The following is a 19,163-nucleotide window of genomic DNA, read 5'->3' as shown; positions in this document are numbered from 1 at the left end:
TTTAATCTATAAAAATGGAATCACTTTTGCGCAAAAATATTTCATTTTTGTAATATATTTATCCAATATAAAGTTATTAGTTTATGAGAAAAACTGCTTAAATAAATCTAAGCTTATGAAATTTAGAGAAATATAAATAATACCTAACAATGTGCCTAGTGAGTGTGCAGAATTTTTACCACAAATTAAAAAGCACCGTAAAATTTACTTTATTTTTCTCCTGTTCTTCTATTCCTCATAAAATCAATTTTTTTTCAAACATATTATGGGCTGTGCCTGTAGCTATACTTTTTTATTCAGCGTTCGCTAAGAATCAAAATAACTTGTAGCAAATGGGCTTGTTTTTGGAAATATCGGTTTAGTTTCCAAGTCTATTGATCATAGTGGTGTCGAAAATGAGGATATTGCCATACAAGGTGAATTGGAATATGCGCATAAAAGTGGCATTTCTCTTGAAAATAGAAACACTACATTGAATTACGATCTATCAAATGAAACACAAGATCATGGTTTTGAATGAAATTTATACATTGCTTATGGATAAGAATTTGCACAAGATTGGAGCTATCATCTAAAAGTAACTGCTTATATCTATCAAAATGCTGGAATCGTTTATCCTGATCAAGGTGACTCTATGTAAAACCACAGTTTTTGATGTGGTTGGAGAATTGGCGTATAAAATTGAACCTCAGATCTATCAATTATATTGGTAGATGCTACATCTGCTCATGCAGAGGATGTATATTTTGGGGTTTCCATCCCTTGGCTCAAGATTTTAGTTTAAATGCAGTGTTTGGTGGTAAAAAACGTTTAGCTGAATGTTTTAAGTACAATATAGTCTTTAATGTAAATCATAACTTTGAGTAGAAATACATCTTTAAAAGTGCATTATTCAAGAAAATGATGCACTTTATTTATGCGTTTTAAAGAAAGATTAGATTTTAAAATAAACTCATCATGCAATTGAATACACTATTTTTTATATGTTTTTTCAGTTTTTTACTTGTATGGAGAACGTTTATGTTTTGGAACAAACATAACAGTCGCAGCACGCTTAAATTTGTCAGCAAAAATCAGTTTATACAAAATTTATCGTCACATTGATTTTTGACATAGAAGAAAAGGGATGATCAGATAAGCGGTATTTATTATAAAATTAAATAATAAATTAATAGAAACAGTTATTTATCTAAATTTATAAATCCTTTGAATAATAAGCTGATTAAAACTTGGCATAGCTATTGCTAAGCAATTAGCGAGTTTATCAAATTTAGCATAACAAATAGACATCGTATGATGGGGGAGCACTCAAGATGAAATTCTCAACTAAAGCATTCACATTCGCAGTTTTGTCAGCAGCAGCAACAATGACAATGGCAGAAGATAATGCACTTTCAAAATTAGGTTTAAGTTTTTCTGGTAGTGCTGCTGTAACGAGTGATTATCGTTTCCGTGGTATGACACAAACACTTTCTGACCCTGCTGTTCAAGCTGGTTTTACGTTGTCTCATAGTTCAGGTCTTTATGCAGGTCTTTGGGGTTCAAATGTGAACTTTGGTTCATCTGATCCACATTTAGAATTAGACCCATCTATTGGTTTTGCAACACCTTTGGCTTTATCTGCAACCTTTAAACCGACTTTAGATATCGGTGTGATTGAGTATAACTACCCAAGTGCAACAGATGATTTTAACTGGACTGAATTTTATGCAAAATTAATTTTTGCAGATGTATTGGTAAAAGGCAGCAGTTTATTGACCAATGTGAATTATACCAATGACTGGGCAGCAGTGGGCGGTAATAGCTGGAATTTTAACGTGGGTTATACAGTTCCATTTGGCGAGACTGGTTTTGGTGGTGTTGCAAATGTGGGCTATACCACAATGGATGAAAAAGTATTGGCAGATGGTGAAGATAACTATGTAGACTGGAAAGTTGGTGTCAATTACGGTGTGAAATCAATTCCAGGCTTATCTGCAGAGTTAGCAGCAGTGGGTACCAATGTCGATACTGATGGATTAAGCAATTCAGTGAAACGTGGTTTGGAAACGGGTGCAGTATTTACCCTAACTAAAACGTTCTAAAAGAATCTGTTGAACAAAAAGGTGACCTGATGGCTAAGGCCAGTTAGAAAGCCTTATAAACTTTCACTTTTGCCTAGCTATGTTCCTCATTCCTCCTTCGAGAAAGGTGAGGAGCATAGAACTACACATGGAATCTAACATTATTTTAAATTCTCGATAGTTTCCCTTCTTTAAAAAGAGGGGGCAGGGGAGATTATTAGACGAGCAACAACGATCACATAATCTTATTGAGTCGCTGTAAAAGCTTGAGAATATGTAACTTCACCTTGTGGAAACATATCCGTAAAAGAAAGTGCTTGGAAATATTCAGCAGGCACATCCGCTAAAGTTAAGTTTGGAATAACTTTAAAGCCAAATTTGGAATAATATGCAGGATCACCCAAGACCACACATCCAGCTGCGCCCAGTTGTTTGAGTTGCTGTAATGAATATTGCATTAAAGCAGAACCAACCCCTTGCTGTTGATATTCAGGTGCAACCGAAATAGGGCCTAAACCATACCAATCTGATGTCTTTAAGGAAATTTCTACGGGTGAAATTGCAACATGCCCAATAAGCTGTTGTTCTCGCTCAGCCACAATGGAAAGTGTTAATTGTTGCGTCTTTCTAAGCGCATTGACAATAAATTGTTCGGTGTGATCTGTATGTTCAGCATTTTTAAAAGCAGATTCAGTGAGTTTGAAAATAGCATCAACATCCTGAGCTTGTTCGTTTCTTAAAATTAAATGAAGCATATTTATCCTGTTTAAATTCTCAAAAAATTAAGGTTGAGTTCCTCGATAAGATAAGGCCTCAGTCAGATGCACACTTTGAATTTCTTCACTTTGAGCTAAATCTGCAATCGTCCTCGCCACACGTAAAATACGATGATAAGCACGTGCAGAAAGATTTAAGCGTTGTTGAGCCATTTCGAGCATTTTTTTTGAGGCTTCATCTAATACAACATGGACTTCTAGCTCTTTAGGTGAGAGTCCATGATTTAATCCACCTTGTCGCTGGATTTGAAAATTAAAAGCCTGAATCACTCGTGCTCTGACTGTTGCAGAATTTTCAACAGGCTGTTGATCTTGTAGCTCTTGGGCTTTTAAGGGCGGGACATCGATATGTAAATCAATACGATCCAATAAAGGGCCTGAAATCCGATTTTGATAGCGCTTAATCGATTCTGCCGAGCATTGACAGCGACTGTCCTGATTAAATGCATAACCACAAGGGCAGGGATTCATTGCGGCAATCAGTTGAAAATTGGCAGGAAAGGTAATTTGTCGAGATGCACGAGAAATAATAATTTCTTTAGATTCAAGTGGCTGTCGTAGAACTTCTAAAACTTTACGATCAAACTCTGGCAATTCATCTAAGAACAATACACCTAAATGCGCTAATGTTATTTCCCCTGGTTTTGGATGTGAGCCACCACCTACCAATGCAATGGCAGAAGCGGTGTGGTGCGGAGATCGAAAAGGACGTTGCCCAAACTGATGTTGCATATTGGCTATTGAGTAAATACTGGCAACTTCTAAATTTTCTTGAGCATTTAATGACGGTAAAATACTGGGCAATCTTGAGGCTAAAAGTGTTTTACCTGTGCCGGGTGGGCCTTTGAATAGAATCGAATGACCACCAGCTGCGGCAATTTCCAAAGCACGTCTTGGGCGTAGTTGTCCTTTAACATCAGCCAAATCAAATTTGTACTGCTGTGATGGTAGCGTTTTTTGAGCAATCGCAGCTTCAATCTTTTGCGAACTTAAGAAATGTTCGCAGACTTGTTTTAAATGGCTTGCTGCAAAGACTTGAAACTCAGGTAATTGCGCCGCTTCTTCGGCATTTTCCTGAGGTAACATCAGTTGATGCTTTGCCATTTGGCATGCCATGGCAATGGTGAGTGTTCCTGTTGTAGGGCGTAAATGACCATCTAATGCAAGTTCGCCAATAAACTCGAAATCATCTGTGACATTCTCAGGAAGTTGCCCAGTGGCGATCAGTATTCCCAAAGCAATGGGTAAATCTAGTCGTGAGCCATCTTTAGGTAAATCCGCAGGTGCAAGATTGATGGTTAAACGTTTGGTTGGAAATTGATAACCACTGTTAATAATCGCTGAGCGGACACGATCTTTACTTTCACGAACGGCTGCTTCCGCGAGTCCGACAATTGTTAAAGAAGGTAGTCCTGCACTCACATGAACTTCAACTTCAATTAAGGGTGCATGTAGTCCAAGCAAGCCCCGAGTATAAATTTTGGCAAAAGACATTATTATTTTCCAATTTGCTTTATTTTTAATCGTTTTATTGTTGTTTTTGCACCAAAAGTGCGCAAAATATTGTTAACTATTTTTTTGAATTAACACTTCAAGCGCTTTAACTTGCGCTTGTAACTCATTAAGACGCAAATTGGCATTATTTAGTGCAGTTTTTTGACGTTCAATTTCGTCTTTGGAAACAATATCCATTTTGGTTACAGTTTCATTGAGTAATGCACGTAAATTATGTTCTAAATCTTTTTTAGGTTGATCGACTTGTTCTAAAATTGCTTGTAATAATGTTTCAATCATGAGAAATCCGATAGTGTTATAGTCTATGCTGAGTGTAACACCTCTCTTTTCTTTTTGCTTTAGGAATAGTGATTTCAAGGTTGAAAAACGATAAAGAACAATACATACCATGCAGTACGTGCTGATTTAAATACAATAAAAGCATGTCGTTCTATTCCCTTTTTTGAAGATTTAAAACAACGTGGAAAAACTGTGAGAAGTTATTTAAAACAAAAAAATATGCATAATTTTTCAGTTTTTTTGAGGCTCAAACTTCACCTATATGGATAGAATAGGTTATAAAGGCAATGCATGTTAATCCGATGAGCATCCCCAACCGCTAGGAAGATTGGCATGAAAATTGAACATAAAACCTTACTGGTGAAATAAGCCGAAGGAAAACAATATGAAACTCGTAACTGCAATCGTAAAACCGTTTAAATTAGATGACGTGCGTGAAGCATTGTCTGAAATTGGCGTTCAAGGGATCACCGTAACAGAAGTAAAAGGTTTTGGTCGTCAAAAAGGCCATACTGAACTGTACCGTGGTGCTGAATATGTTGTTGATTTCTTACCTAAAGTAAAAATTGAAATTGCAATTAGTGATGACATGGTGGATTCAGTGATTGAATCAATTACACGAGTTGCTAGTACTGGAAAAATTGGCGATGGAAAAATTTTCGTGACCAATTTAGAGCAAGTCATCCGTATTCGTACAGGTGAAACAGGTCCAGATGCTGTTTAATTTGGCACGAAGTTTGCTGGTTATGTATATCGATACATAATTTACAAAATTAGGTTGGGGGATACGAATGAAAAAAATGCTATTAGCGCTCAGCCTGTCTGGCGCACTTCTTGGTGGATCAGTTGCGTGGGCAGAAGAAACTGTAGCTGAGCCTACGACAACAGCAGTCGCTGCGAGTGATGTGTTAGCAACAGAAACAATCGTTGCTGCAGAGGTTGCACCTGCACCTGTTGTGGTAGAAGAAGAAAAACCAAAAGCTGATACAGGTGATACGGCTTGGATTCTAGCATCTACAGCACTTGTTTTACTGATGACGATTCCAGGTCTAGCACTATTTTATGGTGGTATGGTTCGTAAAAAGAACGTACTTAGTACGATGGCGCATAGCTTTTCGGCAGCTGCTATCGTCAGTATTGTTTGGGTGGTTATTGGTTATTCACTGGCTTTCGGTGAGGGTAATGCCTTTATCGGGAGTTTAAACAAAGTCATGCTTTCAGGAATAACAACGGATGCCTTAAGTGGTACGATTCCTGAGATTTTATTTGTTATTTTCCAAATGACTTTTGCAATTATCACTGTTGCAATCATCAGTGGCTCTGTTGCAGACCGTATGAAGTTTAGTGCTTGGATTGCTTTTATCACCGTTTGGGTCATTGCAGTGTATGCTCCGATTGCACATTGGGTATGGGGTGGTGGTTGGTTAATGAATGATGGTGCACTTGATTTTGCAGGGGGTACAGTTGTTCATATTAACTCTGGTGTTGCAGGTTTAGTTGCCGCATATATGTTGGGTAAACGTATGGGGCTAGGCAAAGAATCTATGGCGCCACATAACTTAGCGCTTACCGTTCTAGGTGCAAGCCTTGTTTGGGTTGGTTGGTTTGGTTTCAACGGTGGTTCAGCACTTGGTGCAAATGGATCGGCAGCCTATGCATTGGTAACCACTCAAGTAGCAGCGGCAGCGGCAGCAATTTCTTGGTTAATTGTTGAAAAAGTTGTTCGTGGCAAAGGCTCTGTATTAGGTGCAGCATCTGGTGCAGTCGCAGGTTTAGTGGTGATCACTCCAGCAGCAGGTTTTGTGACTGTAGGCGGTGCGTTGATCATGGGCTTAATCGGTGGTGTGGTTTGTTTCTGGGGGATTTCTGGACTTAAACGTATTCTTAAAGCAGATGACTCTTTAGATGCTTTTGGTCTACATGGTGTCGGTGGTATTGTTGGTGCAATCTTAACGGCTGTATTTGCAAGTGAATTCATCATGGGTGATAAAGCACCAACAGATATGATGCATCAATTGTGGGTACAAGTTGAAGGTGTATTGGCAACGATTGCATATTCAGCAGTTGCGACATTTATCCTACTCAAAATCATCGATGTTGTGATTGGAATTCGTGTTGAATCTGACGATGAGCGTATGGGCCTAGATTTGAGTCAACATGGTGAACGTATTGAGTAATAGAATCACTGTATAATTTTAAAAAATAACTATATATTGTGTAAAACAGCCCGAATGGGCTGTTTTTTTTCCATATCTTGCGAAAGGCTCAACAAAAACCAGTTTTTTTGCTACACTAGTTGAAATCACGAATTTTGTTCAATTAAACCACTATGCATTGTCCATTTTGCAACGCCGCTGATAGTAAAGTTATCGATTCTCGCTTGGCAGCGGAAGGCTGCCAGATTCGTCGACGCCGTGAGTGTATTAATTGTGGTGAGCGTTTCACCACTTTTGAAAGTTATGAAGTGGTGATGCCACGTGTAACTAAATCCGATGGTAAAAATGAACCATTTGATGAAGCAAAACTACGTCGTTCTTTGATGCATGCTTTACAAAAAAGACCTGTGACTCAAGAGCAGATTGAAACTGTATTGAGTGATATTCAATTGCAAATCCGCCGTTTAGGTGAACGAGACGTTCGTTCAAGAACCATTGGTGAGATTGTCATGCAAGCTTTATTTGCTTTAGACCATGTTGCTTATGTGCGTTTTGCGTCGGTTTATCAAGATTTCCAAGATGTAGAAGCATTCAGACATCAAATTGAACAAATGCAACATCGTGAGCAAGATCATTAATTTATGTTTGCAAATTATTTATCAGGAATGCTATGTCTGAGTTAAGCCAGCATGTGAAGCTTCTAGATTCTCATTCGGATCAATTTTGGATGCGTCAAGCAATTGCTGAAGCTGAGAAAGCGATTTATCGAACTCGTCCTAATCCTGCTGTGGGTTGTGTGATTGTAAAAGATGGTGTGATCGTTGGGCGTGGTGCAACAGCTCCAGTCGGCGGTCCACATGCTGAAGTGTTTGCAATGAGAGAAGCTGGAGAACAAGCACGTGGTGCAACAGCTTATGTCACACTTGAACCTTGCGCACATTATGGGCGTACTCCACCTTGTGCAAAGGGATTGGTTGAAGCAGGGGTTGCAAAGGTCGTGATCGCCTGTGCAGATCCAAATCCTTTAGTTGCAGGCAAGGGTGTACAAATACTGCAAGACGCTGGTATTGAAGTGATTACAGCCGTTTGTACAGCTGAAGCCGAGGTGCAAAATAAAGGCTTTTTAAAAGCTATGGCAACGGGTATACCTTATGTGCGTTTAAAAGTTGCATCGAGTTTAGATGGTCGTACTGCCATGGCTTCTGGTGAATCTAAATGGATCACAGGTGCAGAAGCACGACAGGATGTGCAACATTGGCGAGCAATTTCAGGGGCCGTGATTACAGGTATTGATACTGTTTTGGCAGATGATCCTCAATTGAATGTACGCGCTTTGCCAAATATTGATCTTGAAAATATTGTTCAGCCAAAACGCATTATTTTGGATCGTCAAGGACGTTTACCTTTAACTGCACAAATTTTACAGCAGCCTGAAACCGTGATCGTCATGGGACCATTTCGTCAGGAACTTGCAGATTTAGGCGTGGTACAATTGGCTGTGCAATCTTTAAAAGATTTGCTTGCGACTTTAAAAGATTTACAAATTTATGATGTGTTGGTTGAAGCAGGTGCAACATTATCAACTGCATTTTTGCAGGAAAGTCTAGTTGATGAAATGATCAATTATGTTGCACCCACTTTTTTAGGACAATCAGCACGTGCCATGTTCAATGCAGAATTTGAATCTATGGCACAACAATTTCGTTTTAAGCTTATTGACGTCATCCAAGTGGGTGATGATATTCGTTTAAGACTCATCCCTTCACAAGAGTCAGTATGAATTCAGAGTCACCATCATCGGTTTATCACAAGCGTCGCCATGCTGCACGGACAACAGATGAATATCTTTTTCATCAGCTCGTTCCTTATTTGGGAAACAAGCGTCGTTTGTTACATCTGATTCTTGAAGCACTTGAAATTACAGGGACATTAAATACAAGCAGTAAGCGTGCGCCAATTTTTGCAGATTTTTTTGCAGGAAGTGGCGTGGTTTCTCGTTTAGCTCGCCAAAATGGATATCGCGTGATTGCCAATGATTGGGAACCGTATAGCCATGCACTGAATCATGCCATTCTTGCATGTACAGATGCGCCTGCATTTAAAGAACTTGGTGGCTATCAGAAAGCCATCGATTACCTCAATCGCTTACCCGAAGTAAAGGGGTGGGTGACGCATAATCTTTGTCCACGCAATGATGAAATTTACGATCCTGCTCGTGATCGTTTGTTCTTTAAACGTCGGAACGGCATGCGTATCGATGCCATTCGTCAGCAAATTGCGACATGGCAAGCGCAGGGTGCAATCGATGATGTAGAAATGAGTGCCTTACTTGCACCCCTGCTTTACTCAGCTAGTTTTGTGAGCAATACCAGTGGTGTATTTAAAAGCTTTCATCATGGTTGGGGTGGAAAAACCCAAACCGCTTTAGAGCGTATTGAGTCTTTATTGTGGCTAACTCCGAGTCGCTTTAGTGAAGTAGGTGACAATAAGCAAAAGACGCCAATGGCTGAAATGTGGTGTGTAGATGCACAGCATCTCGCCAATCAAATGAGTGGTTTTGAGGTGGATGTGGCTTATTTAGATCCACCATACAATCAACACGCTTATAGCAGTAATTATCATGTACTCAATTCTTTAACGCTTTGGGACCAAGTTGATTTACCAACCCCTGATACCAAAGGTTTTAAAAGTGGAATTGATCGAGCATGGCGTAAAGAACGTCCAAGTCCGTATAATTCCTCTAAGCATGCCCAAGAAGCTTATGAGAAATTATTGGAAACCATCAATGCACGTTATATCCTGACCAGCTATTCAACCGATGGAAATATTGAAGCCAAAGATTTATTGGCGGCCAATTTAAAGCGAGGTAAGGTGACATTGTTGACTCAGGATGTGCCACGTTATCGAGTCAGTAAACAACGTCAATCTGAACGTGCGCGTGTACTTGAATTTATAGTAATTACGGATACACATGCTAAATCTGGCCCGCCGTTACGTCAGTTATTGGGGCAGCTTTATCATTTTGCAGAATTGGGTGGGGTTGATACTTCTGGGGTCAGTACTCAGTTGGTGCTTTGGTAGCAGCCTTTAAAAAGCATAAAATGACACAATATATTGGGATAGAGAATTGGTTTGAATTGCTCATTTATTGAGGCAGTAGGATAAAAATATGTTCACAGGCATTATTGAAAGTTTAGGAAAGGTTGAAAGTCTGCAAAGTGTCGGTGGCGACGTACGTTTACGTATTCATACCGATTTAGATATGTCTGATGTGCATTTGGGGGATTCAATCGCCACCAATGGTATTTGCCTCACTGTCATCGAATGGGGTGATCACTGGTATGCAGCTGATGTTTCTCGTGAAAGTTTAAATCGGACCACTTTAGGAAATTGGAAAGTGGGGCAACCAGTGAATGTAGAAAAGGCCATGTTACCTACGACACGCTTTGGTGGACATATTGTCAGTGGCCATGTTGATGCTGTCGGTGAAATTACCGTGGTTCGCTCAGATGCTCGTTCAATTTATTATGAAGTGACTGCACCTGTGGAAATTGCTAAATATTTAGCTGAAAAAGGTTCAGTGACGGTCGATGGTATCAGCCTGACGATTAACCATTTACGTGGCAATGTTCTCAGTCTGAACTTGATTCCTCACACGGCTGAGCGTACCAATATTGGAACGTGGAAAGTCGGTTCTAAAGTCAATTTGGAAGTGGATGTACTGGCACGTTATATTGAGCGCTTATTGTTAGGTGATAAAGCAGCTGAACAAAAAGCTGAATCAAAGCTGAGCATGGAATTCTTGGCTGCTCATGGCTTCCTAAAGTAAAATAAATTGAGTCTATCCAAGAAAAGCCTAATTTATTTAGGCTTTTTTATATTTATATCGTTAAATTAGACTAATATATGACAAATGCTTCATCGAAGAGAATTGTGTATTGCTTGATTTTTTACTGCATTTAGAACAATTATTGCCCACGTTACTAGAAAATTATGGGCTTTGGATTTATGCGATTCTGTTTTTGATTATTTTTGCAGAAACAGGTTCGGTATTTATGTTTTTTTTGCCCGGTGACAGTTTACTGATTGCCATTGGAGCCTTGTGTTCTACAGCTGAGTCTGTGCATTTACACTATATGGGGGTACTTTTATTTATTGCCTCTGTATTGGGCTATATCGTTAATTATTATACAGGCCGTGTTTTGGGTTTTAAGTTTTTCCATGAACACTCTCGATGGTTTAAACCTGAATATATTAAGAAAACCAATCACTATTTCGTAAAGCATGGTGGGAAAACCATTCTTGTAGCACGGTTTGTCCCTTTCGTACGCTCCTTTGCCCCATTTGCAGCAGGTGCAGGACATATGAAAATGCCTGTATTTATGTTGTATAACATTTTAGGTGGCTGGATTTGGATTGCCTTATTACTAGGAATGGGTTATGGGGCAGGGAATCTACTCTCTTTGCTTATTGCTTCGTTTTAATGGTCTTAACATCGCGATCAATCGATAAAAAGCCCTGATTGGGCTTTTGGGATAATCGTAATCTGCTGATTTTTGATCAAAGGCGTTACTTTTTTTCTGCTGAAAAATTTGAGTTGCTGAGAATATACTCAATTTCTTCTTTGGCTGCCGTTTCTAATTTAGAGCGGAAAGCTTTTACCGTTTGCTCAATCAGTGTTTCAGCCTCCAGTTCAAGTCTTAAACGAACACTTTCTAATTCAGAAGTGATTTGGCTCTCATCCACTCTAAATTGACCGCTGGCATAGTCAATCGCGGCTACATCTGGATTTTTTGTATACTTTTGGCTGTATTCGGAAATTTCAATATCAATATGTTGTCGTAAGTTTTGTAGTACAAGTTGTTGATCTTTAAACTGTTGAATTTCATCTTGCTGTAATTGCTGATTATACGCATCTTGTTGTGCACGTTTCTCAGCTAAGGCTTTTTCCAAGGCCAACTGTTTACGAACACGGGCTTCTTCAATCAGCTGTGCTTTTAAATCGGCATAGGCTTGTTCAACTTGAAGTTGTGCAATTTGCATTTGACGTTGGTCATTATTGAGCCAATTTTGTATATCTGTTACAGGGCTTAAAAGGTCACAGATGCGATTGAGGTCATCAACAAAAGTTTGGCGCACAGCTTCAGGCGCATTCAACCAACGCTTTTTGAAATCTTGACCGACATTTAATGTCACCACGCATCTCCTTTGTTTTTAGGTTTGAATATCAATAGCTTAGAGTTTGAAGGTTTGAGGTGTAATACCCATTCGTCGATATGCTTTGTACTTTTCTCGACCAATTTGCTTTGCAGACTCATCATTTTCAACAATTTCTATAATGTGACCAAATTGTGTCACTTGTTCAAGGGGTTGATTGTTAAAATTAAACACAATCCATTCAACAGTGCTTGATCCTGCTTGTGCTGTAGGTAATTGTGCTGAGATACAGATAGGCGCATGTGTTTGGTCAATGCCATGGGCTAAAAAGCTCGTTGCATCAAAGCTCCATAAGCGTTCATCGAGTTGTTGCTGTAACTCAGGATCTGGGCAATGCAGCCAAATTTTAGCTGCATTTCGTAAAATTTTACGACATAAACGACAGGCACTTTCGACCTGTCGTTCAGGGCTTTTTTCAAACAAATAAAAGCTAATTTTAGCCATTTGATTGCGCGCGTTTAGCAATAAATTGCATTAACAATGGAACTGGACGACCTGTTGCACCTTTATTTGCACCCGAGTTCCAAGCTGTACCTGCAATATCTAAATGTGCCCAACGGTAATCACGTGTAAAACGTTGTAAGAAACACGCTGCTGTAACTGCACCAGCTTTTGGTCCACCAATATTGGCAATATCTGCGAAAGGCGTATCAAGTTGTTCTTGATAATCCTCATACACCGGCATACGCCATACACGGTCAAAAGAAGTATGACCTGCTGCAATAATTTCTTCAGCTAATTCATCATCTGGTGTGAATAATCCAGAAACAACCGAACCTAGGGCAATTACACATGCACCAGTTAGGGTTGCTACATCAATCACCAAGGCTGGGTTGAAACGTTTGATATAAGTCAAAGTATCGCACAGTACTAAACGGCCTTCTGCATCTGTATTTAAAATTTCAACAGTTTGTCCACTCATCGTTGTGACAATATCGCCCGGACGAGTTGCATGACCTGAAGGCATATTTTCTGCGGCAGCAATTGCACCTACAACGTGAATTGGTAATTTCGCTTCACAGAGTGCGCGAATCGTACCCAATACTGATGCTGCACCACACATATCGAATTTCATTTCGTCCATGCCTAGGCCTGGTTTTAATGAAATACCACCTGTATCAAAGGTAACGCCTTTACCGACGAGCACAATCGGTGCTTGATCTGTAGTGGCTTGATATTCAAGTGTGACAATACGACCCGGGCGATCAGAACCTTTGCTTACAGCAAGGAAAGCATTCATACCCAAGTCAGCAAGTTGTTGCTCTTCAAGCACTGTAACTTTTAATAAGTCAGGGAATTCGGCAGCTAAGGCATGCGCTTGTTCCGCCAAATACTCAGGGAAACAAATATTCCCTGGGCAGTTTCCAAGATCACGTGCTAAATTTTGTCCGTTTTGAACGGCTTCAATAAAGTTTAATTGCGCATTGGTTAGAGTAGATTCATTAGCAATCAACTCAACATTTTCTAAACTAAATTCATTTTTCTTTGATTTAAACTCATCGTAACCATAAGCCACTTGAGTAATACTTAAAGCAAATAAATAATGCAACTCAACAGGAAGAGCAGAGATATCAATACTGATTTGTTTGGATTTTTTTTGTGAAGCTTTGATAATCGTTTGTGCGATTTTTGCTAATTTCGTCGCTTTAATTTCCGAAGCTTTATCGATACCAAGCAAAGTACATTGTGTAATTTGAGTCAGTTTTCCGATAAGTGGTAATGTCTCATTAAAACTCGCTTTGAATGCTGTTGCTTCAATTAATGAGTTTAAATCATTGATTTTATATGTTTCTTGAGCTATTTGTGGGTTTTCAGAATCCACCAAAATAAACAACGATTGGCTAGACGTAGGCGTTGAAAACGATGGGTTTATTGTAAGTTTCATGTGCTGTATTTGTACCTTTTAAACGTTTCAATTCATTAAACCATTGAACCACTTCCAATGATAGAATTTCAATGTGGTTTTATATTTTTAACTTCGGGTAAACTAGTACTACTTCACGATTTACCCTTATTTGGAAGATTAATTTGATTATTCGACGTTATCTCGTCAGGCAAGTGGTTTCAACTTCACTCGTTGTTGTTGCGCTATTAACACTCATCATGATGGGTGGACGTTTGATCAAGTATTTTGGCGTGGCAGCGCAAGGGCGTTTAGATGCCAGTATCCTGTTTAGTATCATTGGTTATCGCTTACCTGAATTTTTAACATTAATTCTTCCTTTAGGTTTCTTTATTGGGTTAATGCTGGTTTTTGGTCGTTTGTACGTCGACCATGAAATGGCTGTGTTTAATAGTAGTGGTTTGAGTCGCATTCAATTGGCTCGATTGCTCATTCCACTGACCGTGATTTATTTATTTGTACAAACCATTTTGATGGTTTGGCTATCGCCTTGGGGATTGCGTCAGTATGAGCAATTGGTATCAACGCAAGCCGTTCGTACGGGATTTGATCTTGTTCGACCCAAAGAGTTTATTTCTTCAGGGGCATATACGATTTATGCAGGATCTTTATCCGAAGACCGTAAAAATTTAAAAGATATTTTCTTTTATCAGCGTGCTGAAAAAGAAGGTAAACCTGATGTCATGATTTTGGCAAAAGAAGCAACACGTGTTGAAATTGCCAATGAAACGGCCAGTATTGTCGATTTAATTCAAGGGCGTCGTTATGAAATTTATCCCGGCACGCCAAAGTATAGCCAAGCAGAGTTTCAATCGTATCGCTTGCGATTAGAAAGTGATAAAGAGGCAAAATTTGAAAGTGGTGAAGTGGAAGCTTTACCGATTGCAAAATTGCTTGCAGTTAAAAATGATCCAGTGGTTGAGAGTGAATTGGGATGGCGTATTTTTGTGCCATTTTCAATGATTGTTGCACTCATGCTTGCAACTGCACTGTGTGAGGTGAGTCCTCGACAAGGTCGCTATTTAAAATTATTTCCAGCCTTATTAATTTTTGCCAGCTTAATTGTGGCATTGATGGCGATTAAAACTCGAATTAGTAAAGCTGAGATTGGGATTTGGGCTTATCCTGCGGTACTTTTGGTATATGCCATAGCCGCTGCTTTATTCTCTAGAAAACAGAAATTAGCACCTAAGATTAAGAAGCAGATTCAGCGAGTGAGGTCATAATGTTAGCACGTAGAATTGTCGCCAAGCATGTGACGAAAACCACTGCACTTGCAATGTTAGGTGCAACAGCGGTGTTATCGGTCTTGCAAATTTTGTTTACTTACTTGGGTGAGTTAGGTGATTTAAAAGAAGGCTATACCGCTTGGAATGCGTTGCAATACGTCTTGTGGGGTGCGCCACGCTATCTCTATGAGATTCTGCCTATTTCTGCATTAATTGGGGCTGTGCTTGGTTTAGGTTCAATGGCATCCAATAGTGAATTGATCGTGATGCGTGCATCAGGGATTAGTTTATGGCGGATTGTAGGTTGGGTGATGCGCTCAGCTATGCTTTTGGTTGTGTTGTCTTTTGTACTGAGTGAGTTTGTGGTTCCTTATACCAATGAACATGCCAAAAGTATTAAAAGTCATCGTAGTGTTGCTGCTTTAGGTGAAGTTAAAGGTTATTGGACACGTGAAGGGCAACGGTTTATTTATATTGACTATGCCAATTCGCAAGGGACTTTAAAACAGGTTCAAGTGATTGATTTCGATGAAAACTATCGCATGAAGTCTTTACTAAACTCTGAACAAGGCAAGTTTGTTCAAGATGGGCAATGGAATTTACAGAACAGTACCCAAGTGAATTTGCTCGTGAATGGTCAGGCTCAGGTCGCAAAAACCAATCAACAGGATTTAGCGTTGGCGTTACAACCGAAATATGTGCATATGGTGACGATTGATCCTGAAGATTTAGCACCGAGTCAGTTGATTAGTTTTATGAAATACATGCATGAATATAGTCAAGTTCCGAAAACCTATTTGCTGGCTTTTTGGAAAAATGTTGGATCACCATTTGCATTATTGGCCTTAGTGCTGATTGCGTGTTCATTTATTTTTGGACCTTTACGTCAACAATCGATGGGTTTCCGTTTGGTGATTGCTCTGTTTGTTGGTCTTGGTTTCTATTATTTACAAGATTTCTTGGGTTATGCAAGTTTGGTTTATGCACCATCACCTGCATGGTTCGTATTTTTACCGATTGTACTCATGTTTGCTGCGGGAAGTTATTTGCTCTACAGAGCACGATAGTCGATTTTAAATACATTAGGTTTAGATAAATCAGAAATTCAGATCATCAACATCAATGTTTGTCATGGTCTGAGCATAGAGTCTGCCGTAAAAAAACGGTAAGATAGCACGATTAATTTGTAAACAGAAAAGAGTGTAAATCATGACGGATGCAACTGCTGGCAAAATCCCTCACGTTCTTGTGATTATGGATGGTGTGGGTCATCGTGAAGCGGTCGAAGATAATGCGTTTTTAGCAGCAAAAACGCCAAATCTAACCATGATGCAAGAAAAGCATCCGCATAGTTTAATTTCTGGTTCTGGTGAAGATGTAGGCTTACCTGATGGCCAAATGGGTAATTCAGAAGTGGGCCACATGAACTTAGGTGCAGGTCGTGTGCTTTACCAAGATTTTACCCGAATTACCAAAGACATTCGTACTGGTGATTTCTTTGAACATGAAGTCCTGATTGATGCTGTTGAAAAGGCCAAAGCTGCCAATGGTGCAGTGCATATCATGGGGCTATTGTCTGAAGGTGGTGTGCATTCACATCAAGATCATATTGTTGCAATGTGTGAGCTTGCCCTAAAACGTGGTGCAAAAGTGTATTTACATGCATTCCTTGATGGTCGTGATACACCGCCACGTAGTGCGAAGCCATCATTAGAAAAATTAGATGCAGTTTTTGCACAATATCCAAATCAAGGTCGGATTGTAACGATGATCGGTCGTTACTTTGCAATGGATCGAGACAATCGTTGGGATCGTGTTGAACAAGCTTATCGTTTGATGACTGAGGGCGAAGCTTTACGTGTGGTTGATTCTGCGCTTGAAGGTTTAGAACAAGCTTATGCAGCCAATGAGAATGACGAGTTTGTCAAAGCAACACGGATTGGCGATATCGTAAAAGTCTCTGATGGTGACAGTATTGTATTTATGAATTTCCGTGCAGATCGCGCACGTGAAATTACCAAAGCTTTTGTTGAAAAAGATTTTGCAGGATTTGAACGTAAGGTTGTGCCAAATTTATCTAAATTTGTCATGTTGACGCGTTATCAAGCCACGATTGATGCACCTGTGGCGTACATGCCTGAAGATTTGAAAAACTCAATTGGTGAATATTTATCATCATTAGGCAAGACCCAACTTCGGATTGCAGAAACAGAAAAATATGCACATGTGACCTTCTTCTTCAGTGGTGGTCGTGAAGATGAATATCCGGGTGAAAAACGTATTTTGATTCCATCACCGAAAGTTGCAACGTATGACTTACAACCTGAAATGAGTGCGCCTGAAGTGACAGATAAACTCGTTGATGCGATTAATTCAGGTGAATATGACTTATTGGTGGTGAACTATGCCAATGGGGATATGGTTGGACACACAGGTGTATTTGATGCTGCTGTAAAAGCAGTTGAAGCTGTAGATCGCAGTTTAGGTCGTCTATATGAAGCTGTGATGGCAAAACATGGACACATGTTAATTACAGCAGATCATGGTAATGTTGAGCAAATGCAGGACTATATCAGTGGTCAGGTACATACTCAGCATACAACGGAACTTGTACCTTTTATCTATGTAGGTCCAAGCTCAGCGACCATTGCAGAAGGTGGTGTTTTAGCAGATGTTGCACCAACTATTTTGAGTTTGATGAATCTTCCAGTGCCGTCAGAAATGCAGGGACGTAATTTGATTACGTTAAACCCATAACATAACAATACAAAATACAGGTGCGTGAATGGCTCAAGCTTGGAAATATATTGCTGTTTTAACAGGATTACTGACCAGTGGGAGCCATTTATGGGCAGCTGAAAATACTGCCCCACTTGATTTTGATGGAGAAACTGAACAGGCGATTACAGAAGTACCGATTGAGTCGATAGAGCAATTTGTACAAATTTATGGCATTGTTAAAGATAATTATGTAGAAGAAGAACCTGATGATGCTTTATTTTTACAAGCCATTAAAGGTTTAGTGAGTGGTTTAGACCGCTACTCACGTTATTTAACAGCTGAAGAATATAAACAGCTGATGCAATACACTGAAAGTGATCTTGCAACAGCAGATTTTGAATTGACATTCGATAATCATATTCATCAATGGAAAATTAAGAATTTACGTGATAATTCAGATTCAGCAAAGTTAGGTCTTAAAAATGGATTCACAATTTTTAAAATTGAAAATCAAGAGCTTAAAAACTTAAATGCTGAACAAGTTGACGATTTATTGCATGGATCAATCGGTTCAACCTTTCAATTACAACTGAATGAAAAAAGTCCGATATTAACGATTGTGAGAAATCGCAAGTTAGATGTCGCTGATATTGAAGCGATGATGTTGCACAATCAAGTCTTGGTCTTGAAAGTTAAAGTTTTTCAGCAAGATACTGCCAATGAAATTAAGCGTTTAATTGAAGAATATAATTCACAAAAAGTGAAGGCTGTTTTATTGGATTTACGCAATAACCCTGGTGGTTTATTGTCTGCAGCGGTTGAAACAGCTGACTTATTTTTAAATCAAGGAACGATTGTTTCCACCAAGAGCCGTTCAGAAGGTAATCAACAATTCCAGGCTTTACCAGGCAATGAATTTCCAAATATTAAACTGGGTATTTTGATCAATGGTCGTTCTGCATCTGCAGCTGAAGTTTTTACTGCTGCAATGAAAGAACACCAGCGGGCGTGGGTGATTGGTGAAAAGAGTTACGGCAAAGGTGTTGTGCAAAAGCTATTTCCATTGCCGAATGGTGCAGCATTACAAATGACGGTTTCGCATTATTATACGCCGAATGGCAATATGATTGATGGGCAGGGCATTCGCCCAGATTTAGACCTGCCATGGACAACAGATTTAAAAGAAGAAAATTATTTAAATAATGTTGCTGATCAATTGCTGAAGCATCGTTAACATGCAGTTTACGACTTAAAAATAAGATTGAGAAACAAAAAACTGAGCAGTTGGCTCAGTTTTTTGTTTT

18 protein-coding genes are annotated in these 19,163 nt (G+C 39.3%); 12 read left to right on the top strand and 6 right to left on the bottom strand.

Annotated features, from left to right (window positions below; all coding sequences use genetic code 11):
- Nucleotides 1-1,313: 1,313 nt before the first annotated feature.
- The gene (locus D7V20_RS02530; RefSeq protein ID WP_120382765.1) at nucleotides 1,314-2,084 is read left to right on the top strand and encodes a TorF family putative porin; all 771 of its coding nucleotides are present in this window, start codon (nucleotides 1,314-1,316) and stop codon (nucleotides 2,082-2,084) included.
- Nucleotides 2,085-2,308: 224 nt separating this feature from the next.
- Here the strand turns inward: D7V20_RS02530 and D7V20_RS02525 are convergent, their stop codons facing one another.
- From D7V20_RS02525 to D7V20_RS02515, 3 genes are all read right to left on the bottom strand, one after another.
- Entirely contained in the window at nucleotides 2,309-2,818 is a 510-nt protein-coding gene (locus tag D7V20_RS02525; RefSeq protein ID WP_120382764.1) for a GNAT family N-acetyltransferase, read from the bottom strand.
- Nucleotides 2,819-2,845: 27 nt separating this feature from the next.
- Nucleotides 2,846-4,333: a YifB family Mg chelatase-like AAA ATPase gene (locus tag D7V20_RS02520; RefSeq protein ID WP_120382763.1), complete on the bottom strand. Its 1,488-nt coding sequence runs from the start codon at nucleotides 4,331-4,333 to the stop codon at nucleotides 2,846-2,848.
- Nucleotides 4,334-4,405: 72 nt separating this feature from the next.
- Nucleotides 4,406-4,633 carry an accessory factor UbiK family protein gene (locus D7V20_RS02515; protein WP_010112904.1) on the bottom strand — a complete coding sequence of 76 codons (228 nt, stop codon included), beginning with the start codon at nucleotides 4,631-4,633 and terminating at the stop codon, nucleotides 4,406-4,408.
- Nucleotides 4,634-5,018: 385 nt separating this feature from the next.
- Between D7V20_RS02515 and glnK the strand changes: the two genes are divergently transcribed.
- The 7 genes from glnK to D7V20_RS02480 all read left to right on the top strand — a co-directional run bounded on the left by glnK (nucleotide 5,019) and on the right by D7V20_RS02480 (nucleotide 11,273).
- Nucleotides 5,019-5,357 (top strand): P-II family nitrogen regulator, encoded by a 339-nt coding sequence (gene glnK / locus D7V20_RS02510; protein WP_004868205.1) that lies wholly within the window; start codon nucleotides 5,019-5,021, stop codon nucleotides 5,355-5,357.
- 67 nt (nucleotides 5,358-5,424) lie between these two features.
- The gene (locus D7V20_RS02505; protein ID WP_120382762.1) at nucleotides 5,425-6,810 is read left to right on the top strand and encodes an ammonium transporter; all 1,386 of its coding nucleotides are present in this window, start codon (nucleotides 5,425-5,427) and stop codon (nucleotides 6,808-6,810) included.
- Between the two features lie 152 nt (nucleotides 6,811-6,962).
- Complete coding sequence (gene nrdR / locus D7V20_RS02500) at nucleotides 6,963-7,427, top strand: transcriptional regulator NrdR (RefSeq protein ID WP_089605218.1); 465 nt, start codon at nucleotides 6,963-6,965, stop codon at nucleotides 7,425-7,427.
- Between the two features lie 32 nt (nucleotides 7,428-7,459).
- Nucleotides 7,460-8,569: a bifunctional diaminohydroxyphosphoribosylaminopyrimidine deaminase/5-amino-6-(5-phosphoribosylamino)uracil reductase RibD gene (gene ribD / locus D7V20_RS02495; protein WP_120382761.1), complete on the top strand. Its 1,110-nt coding sequence runs from the start codon at nucleotides 7,460-7,462 to the stop codon at nucleotides 8,567-8,569.
- Entirely contained in the window at nucleotides 8,566-9,870 is a 1,305-nt protein-coding gene (locus D7V20_RS02490; protein ID WP_120382760.1) for a DNA adenine methylase, read from the top strand. Before ribD ends, D7V20_RS02490 begins: the two co-directional genes overlap by 4 nt.
- 88 nt (nucleotides 9,871-9,958) lie before the next feature.
- On the top strand, nucleotides 9,959-10,618 hold the full coding sequence (locus D7V20_RS02485; RefSeq protein ID WP_120382759.1) for a riboflavin synthase: 660 nt from the start codon (nucleotides 9,959-9,961) through the stop codon (nucleotides 10,616-10,618).
- A 109-nt stretch (nucleotides 10,619-10,727) separates the two neighbouring features.
- On the top strand, nucleotides 10,728-11,273 hold the full coding sequence (locus D7V20_RS02480; RefSeq protein ID WP_120382758.1) for a VTT domain-containing protein: 546 nt from the start codon (nucleotides 10,728-10,730) through the stop codon (nucleotides 11,271-11,273).
- 85 nt (nucleotides 11,274-11,358) lie between these two features.
- Here D7V20_RS02480 and blhA read toward each other — a convergent pair whose 3' ends face one another.
- From blhA to D7V20_RS02465, 3 genes are read right to left on the bottom strand one after another with little or no spacing between them, the layout of a single operon-like run.
- Nucleotides 11,359-11,985 carry a cell division protein BlhA gene (gene blhA, locus D7V20_RS02475; protein ID WP_120382757.1) on the bottom strand — a complete coding sequence of 209 codons (627 nt, stop codon included), beginning with the start codon at nucleotides 11,983-11,985 and terminating at the stop codon, nucleotides 11,359-11,361.
- 39 nt (nucleotides 11,986-12,024) lie between these two features.
- A complete protein-coding gene (locus D7V20_RS02470) occupies nucleotides 12,025-12,450 on the bottom strand; it encodes a DNA polymerase III subunit chi (RefSeq protein ID WP_120382756.1) in 426 nt (141 codons plus the stop codon).
- A complete protein-coding gene (locus tag D7V20_RS02465) occupies nucleotides 12,443-13,891 on the bottom strand; it encodes a leucyl aminopeptidase (RefSeq protein ID WP_120382755.1) in 1,449 nt (482 codons plus the stop codon). The genes D7V20_RS02470 and D7V20_RS02465 overlap by 8 nt, the downstream gene beginning before the upstream one ends.
- A 143-nt stretch (nucleotides 13,892-14,034) precedes the next feature.
- Here D7V20_RS02465 and lptF point away from each other — a divergent pair, with 143 nt between their 5' ends.
- The 4 genes from lptF to D7V20_RS02445 all read left to right on the top strand — a co-directional run bounded on the left by lptF (nucleotide 14,035) and on the right by D7V20_RS02445 (nucleotide 19,093).
- Complete coding sequence (gene lptF, locus D7V20_RS02460) at nucleotides 14,035-15,135, top strand: LPS export ABC transporter permease LptF (protein ID WP_120382754.1); 1,101 nt, start codon at nucleotides 14,035-14,037, stop codon at nucleotides 15,133-15,135.
- Nucleotides 15,135-16,205: an LPS export ABC transporter permease LptG gene (lptG, locus tag D7V20_RS02455; RefSeq protein WP_120382753.1), complete on the top strand. Its 1,071-nt coding sequence runs from the start codon at nucleotides 15,135-15,137 to the stop codon at nucleotides 16,203-16,205. The genes lptF and lptG overlap by 1 nt, the downstream gene beginning before the upstream one ends.
- A gap of 142 nt (nucleotides 16,206-16,347) precedes the next feature.
- Nucleotides 16,348-17,895: a 2,3-bisphosphoglycerate-independent phosphoglycerate mutase gene (gene gpmI, locus D7V20_RS02450; RefSeq protein ID WP_120382752.1), complete on the top strand. Its 1,548-nt coding sequence runs from the start codon at nucleotides 16,348-16,350 to the stop codon at nucleotides 17,893-17,895.
- Nucleotides 17,896-17,923: 28 nt separating this feature from the next.
- Nucleotides 17,924-19,093: a S41 family peptidase gene (locus tag D7V20_RS02445; protein WP_120382751.1), complete on the top strand. Its 1,170-nt coding sequence runs from the start codon at nucleotides 17,924-17,926 to the stop codon at nucleotides 19,091-19,093.
- Nucleotides 19,094-19,163 lie beyond the last annotated feature (70 nt).

The organism is Acinetobacter rongchengensis, assembly GCF_003611475.1.
Lineage (GTDB): Bacteria > Pseudomonadota > Gammaproteobacteria > Pseudomonadales > Moraxellaceae > Acinetobacter > Acinetobacter rongchengensis.
This window is presented reverse-complemented; position numbering and strand designations above follow the sequence as displayed.